Source organism: Sulfitobacter sediminilitoris (assembly GCF_010667575.1).
Classification (GTDB): Bacteria; Pseudomonadota; Alphaproteobacteria; order Rhodobacterales; family Rhodobacteraceae; genus Sulfitobacter; species Sulfitobacter sediminilitoris.
On record NZ_JAABNT010000018.1, the window covers coordinates 13,882 to 29,932 of the forward strand.

At 56.4% G+C, this 16,051-nt stretch carries 14 protein-coding genes and 2 pseudogenes; 9 read left to right on the plus strand and 7 right to left on the minus strand.

Translation table 11 applies throughout. From position 1 onward, the window contains the following. The first annotated feature begins 2 nt into the window (after window positions 1-2). On the plus strand, window positions 3-1,016 hold the full coding sequence (gene cobT / locus GV827_RS19605) for a nicotinate-nucleotide--dimethylbenzimidazole phosphoribosyltransferase (RefSeq protein WP_164355513.1): 1,014 nt from the start codon (window positions 3-5) through the stop codon (window positions 1,014-1,016). Window positions 1,017-1,055: 39 nt separating this feature from the next. On the opposite strand, the gene GV827_RS19610 is transcribed toward cobT, so the two are convergent. Both GV827_RS19610 and GV827_RS19615 read right to left on the minus strand, forming a co-directional pair. After that, window positions 1,056-2,972 carry a cation:proton antiporter domain-containing protein gene (locus GV827_RS19610; protein WP_164355514.1) on the minus strand — a complete coding sequence of 639 codons (1,917 nt, stop codon included), beginning with the start codon at window positions 2,970-2,972 and terminating at the stop codon, window positions 1,056-1,058. 32 nt (window positions 2,973-3,004) lie between these two features. Continuing rightward, complete coding sequence (locus GV827_RS19615; RefSeq protein WP_164355515.1) at window positions 3,005-3,460, minus strand: Lrp/AsnC family transcriptional regulator; 456 nt, start codon at window positions 3,458-3,460, stop codon at window positions 3,005-3,007. A gap of 146 nt (window positions 3,461-3,606) precedes the next feature. On the opposite strand from GV827_RS19615, the gene hppD reads away from it, so the two are divergent. After that, complete coding sequence (hppD, locus tag GV827_RS19620; RefSeq protein WP_164355516.1) at window positions 3,607-4,704, plus strand: 4-hydroxyphenylpyruvate dioxygenase; 1,098 nt, start codon at window positions 3,607-3,609, stop codon at window positions 4,702-4,704. Window positions 4,705-4,825: 121 nt separating this feature from the next. Here hppD and GV827_RS19625 read toward each other — a convergent pair whose 3' ends face one another. Beyond that, the gene (locus tag GV827_RS19625) at window positions 4,826-7,345 is read right to left on the minus strand and encodes a hypothetical protein (protein WP_164355517.1); all 2,520 of its coding nucleotides are present in this window, start codon (window positions 7,343-7,345) and stop codon (window positions 4,826-4,828) included. A gap of 191 nt (window positions 7,346-7,536) precedes the next feature. Then, window positions 7,537-8,826: an O-acetylhomoserine aminocarboxypropyltransferase/cysteine synthase family protein gene (locus tag GV827_RS19630; RefSeq protein WP_164355518.1), complete on the minus strand. Its 1,290-nt coding sequence runs from the start codon at window positions 8,824-8,826 to the stop codon at window positions 7,537-7,539. A 261-nt stretch (window positions 8,827-9,087) separates the two neighbouring features. Between GV827_RS19630 and GV827_RS19635 the strand changes: the two genes are divergently transcribed. After that, window positions 9,088-9,669 carry a hypothetical protein gene (locus tag GV827_RS19635; RefSeq protein ID WP_164355519.1) on the plus strand — a complete coding sequence of 194 codons (582 nt, stop codon included), beginning with the start codon at window positions 9,088-9,090 and terminating at the stop codon, window positions 9,667-9,669. A 7-nt stretch (window positions 9,670-9,676) separates the two neighbouring features. On the opposite strand, the gene GV827_RS19640 is transcribed toward GV827_RS19635, so the two are convergent. Continuing rightward, on the minus strand, window positions 9,677-10,681 hold the full coding sequence (locus tag GV827_RS19640) for a hypothetical protein (protein ID WP_164355520.1): 1,005 nt from the start codon (window positions 10,679-10,681) through the stop codon (window positions 9,677-9,679). A gap of 96 nt (window positions 10,682-10,777) precedes the next feature. Between GV827_RS19640 and GV827_RS23715 the strand changes: the two genes are divergently transcribed. The 5 genes from GV827_RS23715 to GV827_RS19665 all read left to right on the plus strand — a co-directional run bounded on the left by GV827_RS23715 (window position 10,778) and on the right by GV827_RS19665 (window position 14,868). After that, window positions 10,778-11,413: a hypothetical protein gene (locus GV827_RS23715; RefSeq protein ID WP_235930487.1), complete on the plus strand. Its 636-nt coding sequence runs from the start codon at window positions 10,778-10,780 to the stop codon at window positions 11,411-11,413. Window positions 11,414-11,654: 241 nt separating this feature from the next. Then, on the plus strand, window positions 11,655-12,101 hold the full coding sequence (locus tag GV827_RS19650; protein ID WP_164355521.1) for a hypothetical protein: 447 nt from the start codon (window positions 11,655-11,657) through the stop codon (window positions 12,099-12,101). A 142-nt stretch (window positions 12,102-12,243) separates the two neighbouring features. Continuing rightward, window positions 12,244-13,128 (plus strand): hypothetical protein, encoded by an 885-nt coding sequence (locus tag GV827_RS19655; protein WP_164355522.1) that lies wholly within the window; start codon window positions 12,244-12,246, stop codon window positions 13,126-13,128. Next, on the plus strand, window positions 13,103-13,327 hold the full coding sequence (locus GV827_RS19660) for a hypothetical protein (protein WP_164355523.1): 225 nt from the start codon (window positions 13,103-13,105) through the stop codon (window positions 13,325-13,327). Before GV827_RS19655 ends, GV827_RS19660 begins: the two co-directional genes overlap by 26 nt. A gap of 605 nt (window positions 13,328-13,932) precedes the next feature. Further along, window positions 13,933-14,868 carry a homocysteine S-methyltransferase family protein gene (locus GV827_RS19665; protein ID WP_164355524.1) on the plus strand — a complete coding sequence of 312 codons (936 nt, stop codon included), beginning with the start codon at window positions 13,933-13,935 and terminating at the stop codon, window positions 14,866-14,868. A 320-nt stretch (window positions 14,869-15,188) separates the two neighbouring features. Here the strand turns inward: GV827_RS19665 and GV827_RS19670 are convergent, their stop codons facing one another. After that, window positions 15,189-15,578, minus strand: a complete 390-nt coding sequence (locus GV827_RS19670) for a nuclear transport factor 2 family protein (RefSeq protein WP_164355525.1) — start codon at window positions 15,576-15,578, stop codon at window positions 15,189-15,191. 118 nt (window positions 15,579-15,696) lie between these two features. Here GV827_RS19670 and GV827_RS19675 point away from each other — a divergent pair. After that, window positions 15,697-15,912: pseudogene (locus tag GV827_RS19675) on the plus strand (IS110 family transposase); the annotation flags it as partial. Between the two features lie 2 nt (window positions 15,913-15,914). Here GV827_RS19675 and GV827_RS19680 read toward each other — a convergent pair. Further along, window positions 15,915-16,022: pseudogene (locus tag GV827_RS19680) on the minus strand (transposase); the annotation flags it as partial. Window positions 16,023-16,051: the final 29 nt, after the last annotated feature.

A 16,051-nucleotide genomic window follows, 5' to 3' on the forward strand; every position in this document is an offset into this window, starting at 1 on the left:
AAATGACCCAAGACTTCGCCACCCTCTCAGATTTTCGTGCCATTCTCGCAGACTTGCCAGAAGCCGATCAAGATGTGTTGACGCAGGCAGCCGATCATAACATGCAGTTAACCAAACCCCCCGGTGCCTTGGGGCGCCTTGAGGACTTGGCCCTTTGGTACCGCAGTTGGCGCGGCGGAGAGAACGCTGAAATCGCGTCTCCTCAGGTCATTGTCTTCGCCGGGAACCACGGGGTGGCGGCGCGGGGCGTTTCGGCCTTTCCGGCGGAAGTCACTGAACAGATGGTGCTGAATTTTCAGCACGGCGGTGCGGCCATCAACCAGATCGCGCGCACGACTGGTGCGACACTTGATGTCGTGGCGCTTGATCTGGACCGGCCGACAGAAGATTTCACCAAGGGTCCGGCTATGACCGAAGCGGAATGTGTTGCCGCACTGCTGGCAGGTTGGAATGCGGTGAAATCAGACACTGATTTGCTGGTCGTGGGTGAGATGGGTATCGCCAACACGACCGCTGCTGCGGCGCTCAGCTGCGCGTTATTGGGGGGCGACGCAGCGGACTGGACAGGGCGCGGTACGGGCGTGGATGATGCGGGCCTGTCTTTGAAAACGAAGGTCGTTGCGGAAGGCGTGGCACTGCACATGGGGCAGGGCGACGGGATCGAGACGTTGCGCCGTCTTGGGGGGCGCGAACTGGCGGGAATGGTGGGCGCGATTGCGCGTGCGCGTCACCTGCGCATTCCTGTCATTCTGGATGGCTATATCTGCACTTCCGCTGCTCTGACCCTTGCGCACACGCAGGAGGGCGCGCTTGATCACACGGTTGCCGGTCACCTGAGCCCTGAAGGCGGTCACGCTCGCATGTTGGAGGCGCTTGGCAAAGAGCCTCTGTTGCAGCTTGGTATGCGGCTTGGTGAAGCATCGGGCGGCGCGCTCGCGATTGCTGTGCTGACGGGGGCGATGGCCTGTCATGCGGGCATGGCGACTTTCGCGCAAGCGGGCGTCAGCGACGGATGAGAACCCAGCCGCGGTTGGCTTAGCCTTCACCCAGAGACGTCAGGCCCGCTTCTTTTCGTCTTCGTCGCCACGCTTAAGAAAGGCCGTCTCAAGGTCTTTTTGCAATTCCTTGGCGCGAGCAACGTATTCCTGATTTGCAGATGGCTCTACGTCAGGCCGCCAGAGCTTTGCCAATTCACGTACCGACATGCGGTCGTGATCAAAGAACATGCGTTCTGCCTCGTGTGCCTCGTATTCGGACAGGCCCATATTTTCAAGGACATAGCGCCCGGCGCGCAATGAACTGTCGAACATCTCGCGCACAATATCGTCTGCACCAGCCTGATACTGCCGGTAGACATCCGTTCGGTCATGGGCGCGCGAAATGATATGCAGATCGGGGCGCTGCTTGCGGGCGTAGGCGATCAGCGCCAACGCGGATTTTGGATCATCCAGCGCCACCACCAATACCCGCGCATCGCTTAACCCGGCTTTGCGAAGAATATCGGGGCGCGTCGGATCGCCGAGGAATGCCTTGAAGCCGAAACGGCGCATGACGGCGATGGTTTCAGGGTTATGGTCCAGAACGACGGTCTGAAAGCCACTTGCCTGCACGAGACGGTTCACAATTTGCCCAAACCGACCGATCCCGGCGATGATCACGGGGCCTTCCTCGTCAATGTCGTCAGGGATGATGGGGCCATTTGCCTCTTCCATGCGCTTGCTGATGACGTCGTAGAGGATAAACAGCAGTGGCGTGATCAGCATCGACAGCGCGATAACCAGCAAAAGTGTTTCAGCCACATTATTGGGCATCACCCCGGTGGTGACCGAGAAGCTGACCAGCACAAAGCCAAATTCACCCGCCTGCGCCAGCCCCAATGCAAAGAGCCACTGGTCACGTCCGTGCAGCCGAAAGATTCGCGCAAGGGCGAACAGAATCAGCCCTTTGACGATGATGACCAACAACGCCATCCCAAGGATGATCACCGTGTTCGCGAAAAGCAACTCAAAGTTGATCCCGGCCCCGACCGTAATGAAGAACAACCCCAGCAGCAGCCCTTTGAAGGGTTCAAGGTCAGTCTCGAGTTCATGGCGGAACTCAGAGCTGGCCAGAACCACACCCGCCAAAAAGGCACCCAGCGCGGGAGAGAGGCCCACGAGGATCATCAGGAATGAGATGCCAACGACGATCAGCAGCGCGAGAGCGGTGTACATCTCGCGCAGGTTGGCGGAATGAATAAAGCGGAACACCGGACGTGTGAAAAAGACGCCCACAAAGATGATCGCGGCGATGGCTCCGATGGTGACCAGCGTCACCCCCCACGCCGGGAGGTTCTCGATAAAATGAAAGGCTGCTTCTGCGGCTGCTGGTGCGGCATGGCCATCATCGCCCTTGTGCGCGGCGTCAACCTTTTCCGGATCGATAGAGATGGACCCATCCGGCATCACGCCGCCAATCGTGGAGATCGCAAGCAGGGGCAGGAACGCAAGGATCGGGATTACCGCGATGTCCTGTGTCAGTAGCACAGAAAACACAGACCGTCCGCCGCTGGTCTGCATCAGGTTCTTTTCCGACAGAGTTTGCAGCACGATCGCAGTGGATGAAAGCGCAAGAGTAAGGCCAATGGCCAGTGCCACATTCCACGGCTGATCATAGGCCATGGCAATGCCCATCAACGCCGCCGAAGACAGCGCTACCTGCAAGCCACCCAAGCCCAAGAGCCTGTGTCGCATGTCCCAAAGCGCACGTGGTTCAAGCTCCAACCCGATGAGGAACAGCATCACGACCACGCCGAATTCTGCGAAATGCTGCAAGTCCTTGGTCTCGGACCCCACAAGCCCCAGCAACGGCCCGATCAGAATGCCTGCCGCAAGATATCCCAGCACAGAGCCAAGCCCCAGCCGCGATGCGATCGGCACCGCAATAACGGCGGCGGCAAGGTAGACGGTCGCTTGGAACAGGAAGCCTTCCATTTCGGTCCTTTCTGGGGCGCGTTGAGGCGCAATCAGGTGGGCAGCGGCCCGTCGCGTTTAAGTTGATCCATCACGATCTGGCTGTGAACACGGGCCACGGCCCGATGGGGCAACAAGACTTCGTGGATCAGGCGATTCAGGCTGGGCAGATCTTCGCAGTAAACACGCAACAGATAATCCGCATCGCCGGTCATTGTCCACGCGCTTACAATCTCCGGTCGCGTTGCCAAAAGCTGTGCAAAGCTGCGCGAATACTCTGGCCCGTGGGTCTCCAGGTGGACCTGAACGAAGCCTTGGACATTCAGGCCGAGTTTCAGCGGATCAAGACGCGCGGTGTACCCACGTATGTACCCGTCGGCCTCAAGCCGCTGCCTGCGGCGTCCAGCCTGAGACGCAGAAAGATTCAATTGCTCTCCCAACTCTTGCGCGGTCAGATGCGCGTCCTTTTGCAAGGCAGAGAGCAGGCGTAGGTCTGTTTCATCCAGCATGACGCGGCCTTCTCGCATGTTTTTCCTGCAGTATGCGGTTTCTGTACAAAGATTCAATGCAACAAGGGTGAGAATGCGCAGAATGCGCGACCTGTCGCGCATATATTTCCCTCGATCGCATTTAGCGCCTAAAAAGGAGACACCCAATGGGTCCTTTCCCGCACGACGCCCCGAAATCTCAGATCTCGCCAGAGAATCCCGCAGGCACCGATGGCTTTGAATTCGTCGAATTCGCCAGCCCGGACCCTCAGGAACTGCGCGATTTGTTCACCCGCATGGGATACGCCCACGTTGCCAACCACAAGACGCAAAAAATCGAACTATGGCAGCAGGGCGATATCACCTACGTGCTGAACGCGGATGCCGACAGTTTTGCCGCGAAATTCGTGGCCGAACACGGCCCCTGCGCCCCTTCGATGGGATGGCGCGTTGTTGACGCGAAACAGGCGCTCGTGCATGCGGTCGCAAATGGCGCGGAGGAATATAAAGGCGATGGCAAGGTGTTGGATGTCCCGGCAATCATGGGCATTGGCGGGTCACTGATCTATTTCGTGGATCAATATTACGACACATCGCCGTACAACTGGGAATACGACTGGATTGCTCAATCCAAGCCCGAAGGCGTTGGCTTCTATTACCTCGATCACCTGACGCATAACGTGTTCAAGGGGAACATGGACGTTTGGTTCAAGTTTTATTGCGATCTATTCAATTTCAAGGAAATTCGGTTCTTCGATATTTCAGGCAAGTACACTGGCCTGACGTCCCGTGCGCTGACCTCTCCTTGCGGGCGGATCCGCATTCCGATCAACGAGGACCGGGATGAGAAGGGTCAGATCGTGGCTTATCTCAAAAAGTACAAAGGTGAGGGCATTCAGCACATCGCCGTGGGCGCCCGTGATATCTATGAGTCTACCGATGCGATTGCCGAGAATGGCCTCAAGTTCATGCCCGGTCCGCCAGACACCTATTATGACCTCAGCAAGGATCGCGTGAAAGGTCACGAAGAGCCGCTGGACCGCATGAAAAAGCACGGCATCCTGATTGATGGCGAAGGCGTGGTCGACGGTGGAGAGACACGCATCTTGCTGCAGATATTCTCAAAAACCGTCATCGGACCGATCTTTTTCGAGTTCATCGAACGCAAGGGCGATGACGGATTCGGAGAGGGCAACTTCAAAGCCTTGTTCGAAAGCATTGAACAAGAGCAAATCAATTCGGGCGAGTTAAAAGAGGCGTCCTGACCTTCTGACGGTGCGTGCAACGACGGCCGTCCAAGGTCTGTTCAATGGCATCACCCGCGCTGCAAGGTTTCTCATTCCGTAAGAAACCGGAAGACGTCGCAGTCCCTTCTGCGGCGTCTTTTTATCTGGGCATCTTCAGGACCAGATCACGGCCCCGTTTTGTATAGCGCAACTCTCCTTCACCTATCGCAGAGACGCGCCCACCATCGATCCGGTCACCTACCACAACTTTTTGATAACGCCCGTTGCCCAGTCGTACCAAGGCACGGCGGTTTGAGGGTTTGCCGTAGACGCCGATCAGGTTGACCTTTCGCAGATTGAGCGCGTTCCTGACCGTGGCTTGTTTGGCGACGGAGGTCTTAGAAGGGATCTTGGGCTGCACAACGCGCGGTGCGACAGCCGCAGCGCTGGCAACGCGCACCTCGTCGTTTTGGGTGCTGCGTTGTGCCCGCTGTACAATGCGCGCAAAATTGCGGGGGCGTGGATCTGGCCTGACAGAGGCGCGCACTGCAAATCTGGTCGCGTTCTCAATCGCTGATGGTGTCGCCAGCGCCGCGGCAACCGCTTCATCGGTATCTGCTGGTGCGATAACGGCTTCGGCTTCGGCCTGTTGTTGCAACGACTGGGGGCGCAGTGCCGGGCGGAAAGACGCCAATTCTGACCGGGTCAGTCCATCAAGCTGCGCACGTTCGGTATTCTCTACTAGGTCGGATGGTCGCGGTTGAGGGCGCAACGCGGCCAAGGCTGACCGGATGGCTGTGTCTTCTGGCTCTGACTGAAAACGGGTGGGCGTTGCGGGTGGGACCAGGGGTGGCTGGCCCAGAAAGACCGTAAAGCCATCGGGGCTGAGCGCCCCTAACGCTGTCGGAATTACAAAACCGTCAGCGTCCAAGGCAAATTGCGTCCCTGCGGCAGCAGGAGAGGATACAGAGGCGAGCAGCTGGTCCGTTCCAAATCCGTTTGGGTCGGGCAAGGCAATCGCGTCGGACGCGGTGCTGACCGGGTCAATGCTGGTCAGATACAAATTCTCTATATCCACAAGACCGGCCGGTTCCGGCGGCACCTGTGGCGCGCGCGGCCAAATGCCTGTGGTGGCATACTGCGCTTCCAGCTCCGCTTCGCTCAACTTTGCCGGAGCGACTGGTTGGACCGGCTCTCGCAAGGCATCCAGCACAGCGGCGTCTTCTTCGCTGAGACTGGGACTAAGCGAGGCGGTCTGTACTTGTGGTTCGGCCGTAACGACAGGCTGCGGGTCAGGTGCAAGATCAACCGTCGCTGTCTCTGGTGATCGTTCTCCAAACAGGCGCGAAAGCTTCAGGCCATTGTCCAGAAAGACAGACGCCCATGCAGCAACACCCGCAAGAAAGAGAAGTAACGCCGCTGTCAGGATCAGCCCGAGAAAGCGTGGCTTGCCGCCCACCTCGGTTTTGCGCGCGCCAAAAATAGTCATGCGCTCCTGCTCGGACCCTTCTTTGTCGGCCAGGGCGGGTGCGGCCGGGGCGCTGATTACCTCACCGGCAGATTGGGTGGATTGCTTTGCTTTGCGGCGGCTCAGGAACCCGCTACGTGGGGCCGGGTCTTTTTCCGGTGCGGTAGCGGCCAGTGAACTGCTGTCAGGTTCAATTGCGATCTCGCCCGAGGTGACGGACCCGGTGGTCGGTACAGCAGGGTCGGGAAAGGCCGTTGCTTTTGTCGCAGGACCGGCCTCGCTGCGATTGACGCCCCCCAGTACCGGCGTTTTGCTCTGATCGGGTGCACGACGACTGGCAAATCCCACGGCGGGCGGGCTTGCCTGCTCTGCCACCCTGTCATCTTGCTCAGCGCGGAGCGGCGGCAGCACCTGGGCGCTGTCATCGTCCGGCAATGAAGCAGATGTGGCCGCGATAGCTTGTGCAGGTTTTTCGCCGGTGTCAGCCGGTGATGGCCCCGAGGTGGAAACTGCTTCATCTTTAGAAGCTGCGTCCTTGGACACAGCTTCCGGTTCTTCGGCAGCCGCCTCTGTCTCGGGTGTTTCTGTGACGGGTTCGGAATCTTCCTCGAAGTGATCAGAAACGGCAGCTTCTTCGCTGGCTACCGGCCCTTCAGGTGGTGCGATATCACCTATGACAACAACCGCAATTCCGTCGGGCTCGACCGTCTCTCCTTGTTTCAGAAAGTCGTCGGCAGCAGCGGTTTTGCCAAAGAAAGGCTCGCCCAGATAGGACTGATCGCCTGGGACAGCAGCAAAGCTTACTGGGTTGAATCGGTGTTCGACTGCAAATGCTTCTGCTTCGGCAAGGGTTTCCCTGGCCACGGCTGCAATATGCGTCCGATCGCCATCGGCGCTGATGTCGAACGCAAGGTCTTTTACCGCATAGGGTGTGGCACCGTCCAATGCCGCTTCGGCGGCCTGGCGGCGGTCCGCGTCATCAAGGCCGGGTGTTTCGACACTCAGATATTTGATTTGTTCATTTGGCAGCAACACCTTGGTCCGCAGGCCGCCTTGCTCAAGGGCTGTGGCTGTCTTGCGCAGCACCTCAAGCTCAGACGCCATATCCGCTGACTCAAGCCCGACCTCGCCGACAACACGCCATCCTCCTGCGGCCCGGTGCAAAAGCCGGATACCGTCAAAAGAAAGGGAGAGGGCAAAGCTTGGTTTCATCTAGGCGACTTTAACACAAGGGAGGGCGGATAGAAGATACGCCCTGAGTTGTTAAAGAATAGCGCGTGACCCAGCGCAAGGAAAGGGTCGCGGCACCGCTCATCCGTTGCTTGTCGTGGTGTTGACCGTGGCAAATGGAGACAGCACCGGATAGACGCCCCCGCAACCAAAGTCGCGAGGGCGGTCAAGGTTCAGCTCGAGGCCTTGGTCAGGGCCTGATCGAGATCGGCAATCAAATCATCGGCATCTTCGGTGCCGATAGAGATGCGCACGACGTTTGGTCCCGCACCAGCGGCTTCTTGCTGTTCGGTCGACAACTGCCGGTGAGTGGTTGAGGCCGAGTGGATGACCAGTGAACGGGTATCGCCGAGGTTGGCGACGTGGCTGAAAATCTCCAGGGCGTTCACCAGTTTCACACAGGCCTCATAGCCGCCCTTCACACCAATGGTGAACAACGCGCCAGCCCCCTTTGGGCAGACCTTGGCCACGCGATCATAATAGGGCGATGATTTCAGACCGGCGTAGGTCACCTTTTCAATGCGATCATCCTGTTCGAGCCATTCCGCCACTTTCTTGGCATTCTCGACGTGTCGCTCCATCCGTAAGGACAGGGTTTCCGTCCCCATCAACGTATAGTGCGCCGCTTGCGGGTTCATGGTCATACCAAGATCGCGCAGACCAATGGCGATGCCGTGGAAGGTATACGCAAGGTTGCCGAAAGTTTCATGGAACTTCAGGCCATGATAGGCCGGTTCGGGCTGGCTGAGCGATGGGAACTTGTCATTGGCGGACCAGTCGAATTTACCTGAGTCCACGACGCAACCGCCAGTGACGGTGCCATTGCCTGTCAGATATTTTGTCGTGGAGTGGACAACCAGTGTCGCACCATGTTCGATCGGGCGGCAGAGGTAGGGGGTGGCTGTGGTATTGTCGATGATCAGAGGGATCTCGGCAGCATCGGCGATGTCGGCAATGGCGCGCACATCCATGATGTATCCGCCCGGATTGGCAATCGCTTCTCCAAAGACGGCGCGCGTGTTCTCGTCAATCGCATCTTTGACCGCATCCAAATCGTCGAAATCCACGAACTTACATTCCCAGCCGAAGCGCTTGATGGTGTGGCTGAACTGCGTGACCGTACCGCCATAAAGACGGGTTGAGGCCACGATGTTCTTGCCCGGCCCCATCAGCGGGAACAGCGCCATGATTTGCGCCGCGTGACCAGACGAACAGCACACAGCGCCCACGCCGCCCTCAAGCGTCGCGATGCGTTCCTGCAGTACAGCAACAGTTGGGTTGGTCAGGCGGGAGTAGATAAAGCCCACCTCTTGCAGATTGAACAACGCTGCCGCGTGATCTGCATCCCGGAACACGTAGGCTGTTGTCTGGTAGATCGGGGTCTGGCGGGCACCGGTAGCCGGGTCGGGCCGGGCGCCAGCGTGAATTTGCAGCGTGTCAAAGCCGTAGGTGGGATCGCTCATGAGTGTCTCCTTATTGGACGAGGGTCCGTTTGGCTCATCGTTAAGCCAATGGTGTGGGCCAGACAAGAGAGGCAGGCAGGTGAGGGAGATCGAAACCGTAATCAGTTTGATGACCAGACAAACGTTCCGGCGACAAGATGATTGCAGGACGAATGTTACCTATGCGCAGAAGACACACTGCGAAACATACTTGTGGAGTATGTTGTCGGCGCTGCGCTTATCGCATACATCACAAGTATGTTTTGAGCAGGAGACATCAAAATGGGAAAAACGGAAAAGATCAAAGCCACCAAGAAGTCAGAAGATCCAAAAGTCGGGCGCGCACGCCGGATGGAGGCCATGGCCAAGGCATCGACTGTGACCTTCACGCTTGAACCCGCCGTGCATCGCTTCATGGAAGCACTGGCCAAGGCTGCTGAAATGAACCTCACACATTACATGCAAAAGCTGGTTGAGACGCACGTCATTGACGCCGCCCCGAAAAACGACCCCCTCGCCATGCGCCTTGCGGGTAAGCGCCATGTGATCAATCACGCGCTTAAAACCGCAGCGCAACTGGACGCAGCAGGCAAGTTTGATGAGCACTTTATCCTCACAGTGATCAAAGAAGCCGAAAAAGACGGTGAGTTTGCCAAGCAGTACGCGGCAGCGCTGGGCGGCAAGGATGCCGAAGGCACCAGGGCCGGCGAACGCCAGCGCGTGTCACTGAACCAGCAGGTCGGGCGTGTGATCAAAAAGGCGGTCGGTGCGCGCAGCAAGCGAAACGAGAACGGCAAGATTGCCCGTGCTCAGGTCACTGGTTCGATCATCTCGACCTACACTTTGCTTGAAAAGCCAAGCTGAACCCGTCTTAGCGGATCCAGAAGCCGTTTTTCTTGATCTTGTTTCGGATCATCTGTTCCTTGCGGGGCAGGTGATCCTGATCGAAAAGCGCACGCACCTTGTGACCCCGCCCCTGATAGATCATTCGCTTGATCGCGTTTGATCCCTTCAAGACCTTCTTCAGTTTGTTGGGCGCGGTCACAGTCTCAAGAACTTCGACGACTCTATCGTTCTCGCGCGCATAGAGCAGCGGCAAGAACCGGTAATGGCAGCTTACTTCTCCGTCCAGATAGCCTTCGGGCAGGGTATCGCGGCCACCGCCTAACGCGTGGATGGTTAACGGCAATGCGATCTGATCCAGCCAAGGATCAAAGCTTTGCGCACAAAGTTCGACCGGGGGATTATCCCGGATCGCGAGCGCGTAATGCAGGAACTTTGCGCCAAATTCGCGCGGGCAGCGGAAAAAGAAGAAGCCCGCGTTGAAATACAGATACCGCCGCCAGTATTCATCCGGCTGGCTCAGGTCGAGGCTCGAGTCAAAATCGAGATCGAATTTGTCGTAGAGCGATTTCCACAGGCCGGTGTAGCCGGGTCCATAGACCTGTGGCACGGGCCAGGTGCCCTCGCGACGAAGGGACGCCGTGGGCCGGTCAAAGTCAAAGGGGACGCTTGTCAGGTCGCCTGTGATCAAGGTGTCCGTATCAAAAAACACAAACGGCTCGTCCTTGGGCAATACCTTCAGCATCTCGATCTTGTTGCCGTAAGGGTATTGCTGTCCGAAAAAATTGTTCTCAAACGGGACAATCTCGGCGCCCAGATCTTCGAGGGCGGCGCGTATTTCGCCGTTCTTGATGGTCGGGTTATTGTCCCACATCACACCCGGCTGGGGCTCTGCCACGATCAGACGCCCTTTGAAATCGGGGCTGCAGTGCCGCAGGGATGCGGCAAAAATCAAGGCTTCATATGCCAGCCTGCCTTGTTGCCCGACAATGGCGACGTTGAATATTTGCGAGCCTGCCTCTTTGCGTGCCATAATTGCGGTGCGCCCTGCTTTCTTTTTTTGGCAGTATAGGCGCGATTGTTTGAGCACAAAAGGCGGCAATTACGCCGTTGATCGGGGGATAAGCTGATGTTGGATGTTTTCTTTGCCATGATGGCTGCCGGGATGAATGCGACGGGATCAACCGAGGGCGAGGGGCAGGCGGTGGCGCCCGCGGCTGTCGCACAGGAGCAGGCCCAGTCCAGCGGTTCTGCAACTGTACAAATTGCACCGGGTTCGGTCGCTGTGGGACAGGGCACTGTGATTGGTGGAAATGCCGTCGGGGCCACACCGAAGCCAACTGGCAGTGACGAGCGGTTTAATATGTCGGTTGTCCCGGTAGGCCTTCAGGCAGAGCCGCAAACACCCAGCGGAAAATTCACCACGGCTGCTGAGGTCAAGCCGATCCTTGAAGCCACCAAAGGCAATTGGGTGGCGGTCCGGGATTACGACGGCAAGGACTGGCTTTACGTCACTCATCTGTGGAGCTGGCGCTGCGGATTGAAGGCGATGGCGATCTCGGTCAATGGAGAGACCATGCAGAATTGGCCGATGCCTCCCTGCCATGAACAATTCACCACGCCCAACGCGGTGCTTGAGGACGATGGCCTTCCCGTTCTTATGTTTCGGCAAGGATCGGTACAGACCATCACGATCCAAGTTGTCTATGACGACCTGAGCATGGACGTGGCAAGCTTTGAGCGCGGGAACGTGCTGATCCCCTGATCGTTCGCTTTGCCGGGCTGTCATCAATTGATTCGGCACGAATGAGGCAGCGAAATTGTGGCGAAAGATACAATAATTTTAGGGTGTTCGCATTGCGTCCTGATGTGAAACAAACTTCGATTTCAATGATCCAAATCCGGCCCGAATGGTTCCGAAATATGGCCAATGTGTGTTTTTCCAAGACTGGCTAAATCACTCAAGTTACGCCTGATCCAAATGTTGAAGAGATCAGGAGAATGCCATGGATACGAACTTAGATACGACAAACACAGCCGTCAAAGACCCGGTCACAGTCACACTTGGATGCGACCCCCAAGTTAATGTCACGCTGTCAGAAACTCCGACAGGAACGATCTTTGTGGTTGTCGCATCTGCAGACCCGGCCGTGCCAGTTGGCGACATCGACGGTATTTTCTTCAATCTCGCGCGGGATTCTGCACTTGATGATCTGATCTTCTTTCCGGATGCCAACGACGGCTCTATCTTTTCCCCGGTTACCGGTATTCAGGCGAATGCAAACAGTGTGAACACGCTCGCGAACGGTGCTCAGGTGAACGATGCCTATGACGTTGGCATTCAGTTTGGAACGGTTGATGATTCCACTCCGGATCTGTGCCGCAGGCAAATTTCACACTGTCCTCTGCCAATGGGCCACTCACACTTGACGATCTGGACCTCGACAGCCTGACGACCGTGATCCAGTCAGATGGCGGAAATGGTCAGGTGCTGACAACTGGCGACACAGCGGGTGGTGATCCGGTGATGGTCGATACCGTCAAGCTCTTCGAAAACTTCAACAATATTTTGACCCGGATGAAAGCTCAGCGATCGTGTACGATGGAAATTGGGAAGTGCGCTATGGCAAGCTTTATACCGATGGCTGCAACGATGGCACGCTGACACTGGCCGAGGTCGAGGTGGCGGGCGCGGTTGGGATCTCTTTTGATGCCATGGTCGGTGACCTGTACAAGTTCGAGGCTACCGGTTCTTATGCGGACGAGCTTCGGCTGGAAGTGCAATTGAATGATGGCACATGGCAGACGCTCGATAACTTCGTCGTCAATGCAGACAAATCTGCGCTTGTCGGCTCCAACACCGGCAACCAGATCACTGAGCAGGAAAGCAGCCTGAGCTACGAGGGTGGAATTCTGGATAACGTGGAAGGCACGGCACAGTTCCGATTTGTATCTGATATCACTGCCAGCGACGAACAGATCTACATCGACAATATCGAAGTCACATGCTCGGAAGAAACCAGCGGCGGAACGGAGACGGTTGCGGTCCGGAGTGAAGTGATCGCAGAAGACTTTGACGGCCTGCATGAATTGACCGACAGCCATGACATTGTGCGCGCTGATGGATGGGAGGCGGCTTACGGCGGCGCCTATACTGATGGCTGCAACGATGGTCAGTTGATGTTCGCGAGCGTTGAGACAGAAGGTCCCGCCACGATCAGCTTTGAGGCGCAGGTCGATCAATTGTGCAAGTTCGAGGCGTCTGGCTACTACGCCGATAATCTGGCGCTTCAGGTGCGTCTGGACGGCGGTGAATGGCAAACGCTCGATAATTTCGTCGTGAACCAAGATAAAACCGTGCTTGTTGGGTCCGAAACTGGCAAAGAGATCACGGAAAACGCATCTACATTGAGCTACGAGGGCGGCATCCTTGACGATGCGACCAGCTCTGTTCATGTCCGATATTTCTGCCAGAGATGAGCGTGTTCTCATCGACGATGTGAAAATCGAAACCACCGAAATGGAAGTTGTAGACGGTGGCGGTCATTCAGGTGGTGCCGACTGTGACGCGCAATATGATGTGCAGTACATCGCGGGTGTACCAACCGTTCCGATGGTCGAAGAAGACCTGATCATCCCTGCTGAGCCTGAAGAGGAATTGGTCGATATGGACGTCTGATCTATCCAACCATCTGATATGAAGGGGCCCTTGCCAGTCTGGTGGGGGCCCTTTCTGCATTGAAGATACATTCTGCGGTCACCGCAGCTTGCCTAGGCGCAGGATCTGAACTGAAAGGAAATGGTGGTGGTGGACGCAGTTCCGAGCGAACTCGTCTCTGGCAAAAAATTCCTGATAACAGGGAATTTACAGGGAAAATCGGAGGATTCCGGTCAATTTCAGCGGATTTGACCCGGAATACTCATGCGATGACAGGTGGTTAGAGGCGATTTCCCTGCACTATGGAACAGGGAATTATCTTTGCCCGAGCAGGGAAAGAACTCTAACGAACAGGGAATGAAGAAGGCGGAGCAGGGAAGTGCTGGCTTCCAGCAGAATTACGAGGCCGCCTCCCACAGCATCAAAGACAGATGGGTCTGACTAAATACTAGGCTCTGGACCTATAAACGGGTCCCGGCGTCAACGGCTGCTTTGACTCAGACCAGACACTGGCGAAAAACACGGCTAAGACCGAGTTGCGGACGAAGGAGCTACTCGGGGCTTCTTTTGTTCAAACGAAATTCCCGTGGTATTGGTTACTATCTGAAAGAAACTTGGAGGTGATCATGGCTCTTCACAGAGACAGCATTCCGCAAATCAATGGCGGCGTATTCCTCGACTATGCTGGCATGGAAACCGAAATAATCTTTTCCAAGGGCATGGAGTTGCCCGGCTTTGCATCCTACCCCCTTTTGGAAACGAAAGATGGGCGCAAGATGCTCGCGGAATACATGCGGGCATTCATAGAGGTTGGCAAGTCCCAAGGTGCAGGCGTCATCATTGAAAGCCCGACTTGGCTGGCCAATAGGGACCGCGCAGCGCCCTTGGGTTACTCGCCCAAAGACCTAGCTGCTCTGAACCGGTCGGCCATCGAACTCGTGTCAAAAGTTCGCTCAGAGGCGGGCGACCTTCCCACGATTATCTGCGGTATCATCGGGCCGCGTGACGACGCCTACGCCCCCACGGAACAAATGACTGCGAAGGAGGCTGAGACCTATCACGCGGAACAGGTCAATGTTCTGGCTGAAACGGAGGCGGACATCATCGGGGGTTACACTGTTGCCTATCCTGCTGAGGCAATTGGTATGGTTCAGGCGATCAAGAACACTGGCATGCCCGCGATGATTTCATTCACAGTTGAGACAAACGGCAGGCTACCTACTGGCGAAACACTGGGCGAAGCAATCGAAGCAGTGGACGCCGCAACCGACTGTTATGCGAGCTATTTCATGATTAACTGCGCACACCCCGACCACTTCGTTGACATCCTATCGGACGAGCCCTGGATGCAGCGCCTACGAGGCATCATGGCAAACGCATCGCGATGCAGTCATGCGGAACTGGACGAAGCAACGGAGCTTGATGACGGTGACCCAGTGGAACTTGGACAACAGCTCGCCGAAATTCACGGAAATCATTCCCAGATCAGCATTCTAGGGGGATGCTGCGGCACAGACATGCGCCACATTGACCAGATCGCGAAGTCGGCCATCACTAACTGAACCGCCAAAAGAAGGCTGTGTAAAATGCCCGCTTCGGGCTGATTTTGTTGAAAAACTCGAAAATTCGACCGCCAAATTCTTCCGCCAAAATCCATTGAATCACCCAAGTCCGCGCGGAACGGTCAGTGTAAGCCGTGAGGACCTCTCACATTGCAAAGTCAGCGTTTCGACCGCCCCCCTCGTGGAATTTTCCGGCAGGCTTTCTATGGGCCACTTTTTTAGCAGTTTTTGCCAAAATAGGAGTTTTTCAACACAATCGGCTCGTTCCAGCCATTAGCTGCGCTCAGCACTAAGTTCTGCTGAGCGGGACTTAGTTGCCGTTATCCAGCAGCCTGTCGAGCGTAGTCGTCTGCATCGAACCAGCCACGGGAGGCTCGAACCTTTAAGTTGTCATTCAATTCCCATTCTTCCCAACCGCGTATCTTAAGTGGTTTACCTGTCGTCGCATCGTGACCGGTAAAGGTCCACACGTAGATCACGTGGTTCCCAGAGCATCGTACATCGTCGCAGGTCAGCGAGAGATCAGGAACATCAGCGTAGAAACCTGCGGCCATATCCTGCACCCGCGAGCGGCCTGTCCAAGGCTCTCCGCGGTTAATGATGATCTCGCCATCTTCAGCGTAGAACGAGGCGACAGCTTGTGCCTCTTTTGAGTTCCAAGCGGCCGTGTAATCGGCAGCAATTCGCTCCACTTCCTGCGGATCAATCATCTCGCTAACTCCATTGTTTCTTTCGACCAGAGGATGCCACTGATGTATCTGGGAAGTCGATGCTGAACTTGCTTGCAGGTCTGCTAATGGGATGAACCGGCTGCTTCCCCCGGTGGGTCATGCCTTGAAGAACTCGTTTCTGCCAATTCTGGAAGAAAGGCAGGATGAGATATCGCCGCGCATGCGTGCCATTCTGAGCGGTCTCTACGGCGACTGGCTGTGGCTGGATGAACGGATTGAGGCCATAGCCAAAGAGATCGAAGACATCAGCCGGACAGAGGAGAACTGCGACAATGTGATGACCATCTCGGGTATTGGTCCCTTGATCTCAACGGTGACCCGCAGCCGAATGTCGCCCTGTAGAACTTTGTAGCGATACTTGGTCGACCATACGATGTGATAGCGGTGATAGAACACGCAGTGGCTGCCGGTGTCGTATTGCATGTCCTTACCCTCTGGAAAATGTGCCTTCG